The 7673-nt window shown below is 64.8% G+C and carries 6 protein-coding genes; 4 read left to right on the top strand and 2 right to left on the bottom strand.

The genetic code is table 11. From position 1 onward, the window contains the following. Positions 1 to 284: 284 nt before the first annotated feature. A complete protein-coding gene (locus JOZ76_RS22990) occupies positions 285 to 938 on the bottom strand; it encodes a TetR/AcrR family transcriptional regulator (protein ID WP_291702200.1) in 654 nt (217 codons plus the stop codon). A 196-nt stretch (positions 939 to 1134) separates the two neighbouring features. On the opposite strand from JOZ76_RS22990, the gene pyrC reads away from it, so the two are divergent. Next, entirely contained in the window at positions 1135 to 2223 is a 1089-nt protein-coding gene (pyrC, locus tag JOZ76_RS22985) for a dihydroorotase (RefSeq protein WP_291702198.1), read from the top strand. Positions 2224 to 2442: 219 nt separating this feature from the next. Here pyrC and JOZ76_RS22980 read toward each other — a convergent pair whose 3' ends face one another. After that, positions 2443 to 3375, bottom strand: coding sequence for a LysR family transcriptional regulator (locus JOZ76_RS22980; RefSeq protein WP_291702196.1), 933 nt, complete (start codon positions 3373 to 3375; stop codon positions 2443 to 2445). Positions 3376 to 3484: 109 nt separating this feature from the next. Here JOZ76_RS22980 and JOZ76_RS22975 point away from each other — a divergent pair, with 109 nt between their 5' ends. From JOZ76_RS22975 to tkt, 3 genes are all read left to right on the top strand, one after another. Next, positions 3485 to 4528 carry a class 1 fructose-bisphosphatase gene (locus JOZ76_RS22975; protein ID WP_291702194.1) on the top strand — a complete coding sequence of 348 codons (1044 nt, stop codon included), beginning with the start codon at positions 3485 to 3487 and terminating at the stop codon, positions 4526 to 4528. Positions 4529 to 4537: 9 nt separating this feature from the next. After that, positions 4538 to 5413: a phosphoribulokinase gene (locus JOZ76_RS22970; RefSeq protein ID WP_291702192.1), complete on the top strand. Its 876-nt coding sequence runs from the start codon at positions 4538 to 4540 to the stop codon at positions 5411 to 5413. 205 nt (positions 5414 to 5618) lie between these two features. Next, positions 5619 to 7652 carry a transketolase gene (gene tkt, locus JOZ76_RS22965; RefSeq protein ID WP_291702202.1) on the top strand — a complete coding sequence of 678 codons (2034 nt, stop codon included), beginning with the start codon at positions 5619 to 5621 and terminating at the stop codon, positions 7650 to 7652. Positions 7653 to 7673: the final 21 nt, after the last annotated feature.

The raw sequence follows: 7673 nt of genomic DNA, 5'->3' as shown, positions 1-7673 counted from the left end.
GCGACAACGTCAAGGACTACAAGGGCTGGACCTCGGACCGCTCCGAGTAGCCGCGGCCTGCGATTACGTTGCCGCATTGGCACATCGAGGCGCATCGCTTGCGTGATGCGCCTCGATGACGTTATTTCCGGACTGAGACCCTCATGGCGAGGAGCCGCGCCTTTGCGCGGCGTCTCGAACCATGAGGCCCGGACAGTGGCCTCTGGGGCCTCATCCTTCGAGACGCGCGCAAGAGCGCGCTCCCCGGGGATGAGAGGAGAGAGCCGTCGTATGAAGCGGTAGGGTCAAGTCTTCACCGCCGACAGCCAGGCCAGAATCATGTCGACGATCTGCTGGCGGCTGCGGGCGCGGACCTTTGGCTCGCTCAGGTCGCGGTCGAACAGCGCACCAAAGCTGTGGCGGTTGGCGACGCGAAAGAAGCAGTAGGAACTGATCGCAAGATGCAGGTCGACCGGATCGACGTCGGCGCGAAACACGCGCTCGGCGCGGCCGCGCTGCAGGATCTTTTCGAGCGTCGCGATCACGCTGGCATTGAGCCGGCGCAGCTCCGGATGCTGCTTGAGATGCTTGCCATGATGGATGTTCTCGATGCTGACCAGGCGAATGAAGCTCGGGTTCTGCTCATCATGATCGAAGGTCGCCTCGATCAGACGGCGTAGCGCTTCGCGCGCGTCGCAGCTGTCGATGTCGAGCTGGCTTTCCAGCGTGCGGATGCTGCGATAGGCTTCCGCGAGCACGGCGAGATAGAGCTGCTCCTTGCCGCCGAAATAATAGTAGATCATCCGCTTCGAGGTGCGGGTGCGCGCCGCGATCGCATCGACGCGCGCGCCGGAATAGCCCTGCGAGGCGAACTCCTCGGTCGCCACCGCGACGATATCACGCTTGGTCCGCTCGGGATCGTTGGTGCGCTTCGGAGAGGCCGGCATGCGTTTCAGCACAAGAGTTGCTCCCGCCGCCAATGCTATGGAACAACCCGCGGCTCAAGGCAAATCTGCGTCCGTCCCGGGCTTTCCCCCAGGGCACTCCTCGGATGACCCGGATCAGGCCGCACTCCCCGGGCACCCGCACGGCGAATTTTGGATGATTTTTCCGCCGGAATCGCGCTAATGCGGACCGGTTCAAAGAGGCTGCAGAATGAGCGTTACCGAACTGTTCGAGCACGTCAGCGGCACGAGCCGGGTGGAACGGATCACGATCCGACGGCCCGATGATTTCCACGTTCATCTGCGCGACGGCGCGATGCTCGAGGCGGTGCTGCCGTTCACAGCGGCGCAGTTCGCGCGCGGCGTCATCATGCCGAACCTGATGCCGCCGGTGACCAGCGTCGCCATGGCGCGCGGCTATCGCGAGCGCATCCTGAAGGCGCGCCCCGACGGCTCCGACTTCCAGCCGCTGATGACCTGCTACCTGACCGATGCGGCCGATCGGGACGAGATCGAGCGCGGATTTCGCGACGGCGTCTGGGTCGCCGCAAAACTCTATCCCGCGGGTGCCACCACCAACGCCCATTTCGGCGTCACCGACATTCCCGCGCTGGCACCCGTGTTCGAGCGCATGGAGACGATCGGCATGCCGGTCCTGATCCACGGCGAATCGACCGATCCCGATGTCGACATTTTCGACCGTGAAGCCGCGTTCATGGAACAGAGCCTGCTGCCGCTGCTGAAGCGGCATCCGGGCCTGAAAATCGTGATCGAACATGTCACGACCGCGGAGACCGCCGACATCGTGCGCGCGCACGTATCGCGCGCCGCCGGCACCATCACGCCGCATCATCTCGTCATCAACCGCAGCTCGATCTTCCAGGGCGGCTTGCGGCCGCATCTCTATTGCCTGCCGGTCGCCAAGCGCGAGCACCATCGCCTGGCGCTGCGCAAGGCCGCGACCTCGGGCGAGCCCTGCTTCTTCATCGGTACCGACACGGCGCCGCATCGCCGGACCGCGAAGGAGGCCGAGTGCTGCTCGGCGGGCATTTTCGGCGGCGCCACCGCGCTGCAGACCTATCTGCAGGTTTTCGACGAAGAGTGCGCGCTCGATCGCTTCGAGGCCTTTGCTTCGGTCAACGGCGCGCGGTTCTACGGTCTCGAACTCAATGGTGGCACCATCACACTGGAGCGGCGCGAGTCTCCTGTCCTCGCAGCCGTCGCCGTCGAAGACACGGAGGTCGTGGTGTTCCAGGGCGGCCAGACCTTGCCGTGGTCGGTCGGCGAGGTGACGCGGTGACGTCGCGACAAAGCTTGGTTCAATCGGTCTCTCCGCGTGTGCGGTTCACCTCGCCCCGCTTGCGGGGAGAGGTCGGATCGCGCTTGCGCGATCCGGGCGAGGGGGACTCTCCACAAGCTCAGTGCCAGCGGGTGCCGCTCACCCCGACCCTCTCCCCGTAAGAACGGGGGAGCGGGGGCGCACCTTCGGCGCGGCGCCGATCGAACCAAGACTCATCGCTTAGACATGCCTGGGCATTACGGGAAGGAATTTCGCCCCCTCGGAGCGCAGGAAATCAAGCAGCGCCTGCGCCGGCGGCAACAAGATCTTGTCGCGCCGTTTCACCACGAACCATTGCCGGACCACGGGAATGCCGGCGACGTCGAGCATGACCAGCCGGCCGTCTTCGAGTTCGGCCGCGATGGTGTGGGCGGAAATGAAGGCGATGCCGAGACCGGCGATGACCGCCTGCTTGATGGTCTCGTTGCTGCTCATCTCCATGCCGATATGCGGCAGAAACTCCGCCTTGTTGAAAAAGCCTTCCATCAGGATCCGCGTCCCAGAACCCTGCTCGCGGGTCAGAAACGTCTCGTGCGAGAGATCGGCGACCGCAAGACCGGAGTCCTTCGCAAGCCAATGGGTCTTCGCCGCGACGATCACATGGGGGTGGTCGCCGATCAGATGCGCCTCCACCTCGACGTCCTCGGGCGGTCGGCCCATCACCGCAAAATCGAGATCATAGCCGTGCATGGCCTGGCGGATCTCGCCGCGATTGCCGATCGACAGCTTTAGATCGATTTTCGGATGCAGCCGCGAGAACGCGGCAATCGCATGCGGCACGATGTACTTTGCGGTGCTCACCGCGCCGATCGAGACCGAGCCGCCGGCGCGTCCCGCCATCATATCCAGCGACTGCTGGCAGTTCTTGATCGCGGCTTCGATTCGTTGGCTGAGCTGCAGCACCTCGCGCCCGGCATCGGTCAGCAGCATGCCCTCGCCGGTCCGCTGCACCACCGGCAGCCCGACCTGCTGCTGCAACTGATGCAACTGCTGGGTCACCGCCGGCTGCGTCAGTCCAAGCTGGTTGGAGGCGGCGGTGACACTGCCGCATTCGGCGACCGCGGCCAGCGCGCGCAACTGCCGGATCGTCACATTCCGCAGGTGCTGGGGCATATAAGGAAAATCTTCCTAGGCTATTAGATTTTTAAAATTCTCTTATTTCAAGACCTGGGTCAATCTCCATTTGCGGCACCGTCAGCGGTGCCGAGGTGGGGAAATGGACATGGTGAGGCAGGCTTCGGGTCTGACGACCCTGGGAGAATACCTTGAGCGGCATTCCGAGAGCGGGCCTTTGGGCTGCTCGGTCGCGACGGCGGTCGATGCCATCGCGACGGCCTGCATCGAGATCAGCCGTCTCGCCCGCGGCGGCGTATCGCCGGCCGATATCATTCTCGGCACCAATACCGACGGCGACGCGCAGAAGGACCTCGATGTCTGCGCCGACTGGCTGATCCGTCGCGCGCTGGCCTCCGCCTCCATCGCGGCGTTTGCCTCCGAGGAGATGGCCAAGCCGGAGTTTTATGACCCGGCGTCACGGCTCGGCGTGGCGGTCGATCCGCTGGATGGCTCCTCCAATCTCGATCTGAACATGAGTGTCGGGACGATCTTTTCGATCACGCCCGCGCCGCGGGAGATGTCGCAGGCCTTCCGCCGCCGCGGCAGCGAGCAGATCGCGGCGGGCTTTGCCGTCTATGGACCGCAGACCTCGCTCGTCCTGACGCTCGGCGACGGCGTCGACATCTTTGCCCTCGACCCGGCGGACGCGACCTTCAAGCTCAGCCGCGAGCGGGTGCAGATCCCAGCCGATGCGAACGAGTTCGCGATCAACGCCTCGAACCGGCGCCACTGGGATCCGCCGGTCCGCGCCTTCATCGACGAATGCCTGGCAGGTCGCGAAGGGCCGGCCGAGCAGGACTTCAACATGCGCTGGATCGCCTCGCTGGTCGCCGAGGTCTATCGCATCCTCAATCGGGGCGGCGTCTTTCTCTACCCGGCCGACGACCGCGCGGGCTACGGCAACGGGCGCTTGCGGCTGGTCTATGAGGCGCATCCGATGGCGTTCATCGTCGAGCAGGCCGGCGGCGTCGCATCGACCGGGCGCGCGCGCATTCTCGATCTCGTGCCGGACACCCTGCATCAGCGCGTGCCGCTGATCCTGGGATCATCAGAGCAGGTCAGGCGCATCGAGCAGCTTCATGCGGGGCCCGAGCTCGACGCCTGCTCGAGCGCGCCGCTGTTCGCGCATCGCGGCTTCTTTCGGGTCTAGGGAAACGTCATGTCGCGCAAGCACCCGATCATCTCGATCACAGGCTCGTCCGGCGCAGGCACCACGTCGGTCAAGCGCACCTTCGAGCAGATTTTTTTTCGCGAGAAGGTCAACGCCGCCTACATCGAGGGCGATGCCTTCCATCGCTACGACCGTGCCGAGATGCGGCAGCAGATGGCGCTCGAGGCTGAGCGCGGCAATCGGCACTTTAGCCATTTCAGCCCCGAGACCAATTTGTTCGAGGAGCTCGAAAAGGCCTTTCGCGACTATGGCGAGTGCGGCACGGCCACCACGCGCCATTACATCCATGACGAAGAGGAGGCCGCGCGCCACGGCGCGGCCCCGGGAACGTTCACGTCCTGGCGCGCGCTGCCCGAAGATTCCGATCTGTTGTTCTACGAGGGGCTGCATGGCGCCGTCGTGACCGACAGGGTCAATGTCGCAAAGTACGCCGATCTGAAGATCGGCGTGGTGCCGGTGATCAATCTCGAATGGATCCAGAAACTGCATCGCGATCGCAGCGCGCGCGGCTATTCCACGGAAGCCGTGACCGACACGATCCTGCGGCGGATGCCGGACTACATCCACTACATCTGTCCGCAGTTCACCGAAACCGACATCAACTTCCAGCGCGTGCCGAAAGTCGATACGTCGAATCCCTTCATCGCGCGCTGGATTCCGACCCCTGACGAATCGATGGTCGTGATCCGCTTCAAGAACCCGCGCGGCATCGATTTCCCCTACCTGCTGTCGATGCTGCCCAACAGCTTCATGTCGCGCGCGAACTCGATCGTTGCTCACGGATCGAAGCTCGACCTCGCGATGCAGCTCATCCTGACGCCGCTGATCATGCAGCTGATCGAGCGCAGGAGGAACGCGAAGTGAACCGGCATATCTCCGGCTCGTCATGGCCGGGCTTGTCCCGGCCATCCACGTCTTTGATGCACCGGGAAGGTAAGACGTGGATGCCCGGCACAAGGCCGGCCATGACGAAGGGGTGGCACCGACAGACAACACAACTCACAGCCAGTCTGCGGCAGCATCGGCCAAGTTCGACAGCCCTGCATACGGATAGGAGGAAGACGTGAATATTTCGCTCCAGACCGCTGCCGTGCAGCGGGTGGTGTCCCATGCTGACCTCGCCAACGCCGTACGCTTCCTTGCCATCGATGCGGTGGAGAAGGCGGGCTCGGGTCATCCCGGCATGCCCATGGGCATGGCCGATGTCGCAACCGTCCTGTTCAGCCGCTTTCTGAAATTCGATCCAGCCGACCCGCAATGGCCCGACCGCGACCGTTTTGTGCTGTCGGCCGGCCACGGCTCGATGCTGCTTTATGCGCTGCTGTATCTCACCGGCTATGAGGACGTCACGCTGGAGCAGCTCAAACAATTCCGGCAATGGGGGTCGAAGAGCCCCGGCCATCCCGAATATGGCCACACGCCGGGTGTCGAGACCACGACCGGCCCGCTTGGCCAGGGTCTTGCGACCGCGGTCGGCATGGCGATGTCAGAGCGGATGATGAATGCGCGCTTTGGCGACGAGCTCGTCGATCACTTCACCTATGTGATCGCGGGCGACGGCTGCCTGATGGAAGGCATCAGTCACGAGGCGATTTCGCTGGCCGGTCATCTGCGGCTCAACCGCCTGATCGTGCTGTTCGATGACAATTCCATCTCCATCGACGGCGCGACCTCGCTGGCCTGCTCCGACGATCAGCTCGTGCGTTTTGCCGCGTCGGGCTGGTCGGTCGCTCGCATCGACGGCCACGATCCGCAGGCGATTGCGGCGGCGATCGAGCGGGCGCGGAGCAGCGAGCAGCCATCGCTGATCGCCTGCCGCACCAGGATCGGATACGGCTCCCCCGGGCGGCAGGGGTCGGAAAAGGCGCATGGCGCGCCGCTCGGCGTCGACGAAGGGGCGAAGACGCGCGCTGCGCTGAACTGGCCGCATCCGCCATTCGAGGTTCCACCTGCGGTGCTCGCGCGCTGGCGCGAGGCCGGCGATCGCGGGCGCGCGGCGCGCCAGGCCTGGAAGGATCGCGCAAGGCACTTGTGCGCCGGTGGCCGGTCGGCGTTTCATGATGCGCTGAATAGAAGGCTGCCTGCTGCATATGAAGAGGCCATGTCGCAGTTGATCACGCGCCTGGTCGCGGAGCAGCCATCGCTCGCGACGCGTCAGGCTTCGCAGCAGGTGATCGACACGATCGCGCAAGTCCTGCCTAACCTTCTGGGCGGTTCGGCCGACCTGACACATTCGAATCTGACCAAAGCCAGGACGCAAATGCCAGTCGCACCCGGACAATTTTCGGGTAGCTACATCCATTACGGCGTCCGCGAGCACGCGATGGCGGCCGCGATGAACGGCATCGCGCTGCACGGCGGCTTCATTCCCTATGGCGGCACGTTTCTGGCGTTTGCTGATTACAGCCGGCCGGCGCTCCGGCTCGCCGCGCTGATGGGCATCCGCGTCATCCATGTCATGACCCACGACTCCATCGGTCTCGGCGAGGATGGGCCGACGCACCAGCCGGTCGAGCATCTCGCGGCGCTGCGCGCGATTCCCAATCTGCTCGTGTTCCGGCCGGCCGACGCGGTCGAGACCGCGGAAGCCTGGGACTGCGCGCTGCGCGCCGAGACCTCGCCCTCGGTGCTGTGCCTCTCGCGCCAGGCGGTGCCCGCGATCCGCGCTGCCGTGACGTCAGCCAATCTGGTGGCGCGCGGCGCCTATGTCGTCGCGGAGCCGGACGATGGACGCGATGTCACCCTGATCGCGACAGGATCCGAGGTCTCCCTCGCGCTTGAAGCCGCGCGGTTGCTGGCCGACGCGAAGGTTCGCGCGGCCGTGGTGTCCGCGCCGTGCTTCGATCTGTTTGCCGAACAGCCGGCCGATTATCGCGCGGCCGTGCTCGGGACGGCACCATGTGTCGGCATCGAGGCCGCGGTTCTCGGTGATTGGCCGCGCTGGATCGGCGAGCATGGCGAGTTCGTCGGCATGACCGGCTTTGGCGCGTCGGCGCCCGCGAGCGTGCTCTACCAAAAGTTCAACATCACACCGGACGCGATCACTGCCGCAGCACGGCGGGCAGTTGCACGCGCGCAACAGATCAACCGGCCGATGGCTTGAGCGGAGGCAACAATGGCGAGA

It is taken from the genome of Bradyrhizobium sp. (genome assembly GCF_019244115.1).
In the GTDB taxonomy this organism is placed as follows: domain Bacteria; phylum Pseudomonadota; class Alphaproteobacteria; order Rhizobiales; family Xanthobacteraceae; genus Bradyrhizobium.
This window is presented reverse-complemented; position numbering and strand designations above follow the sequence as displayed.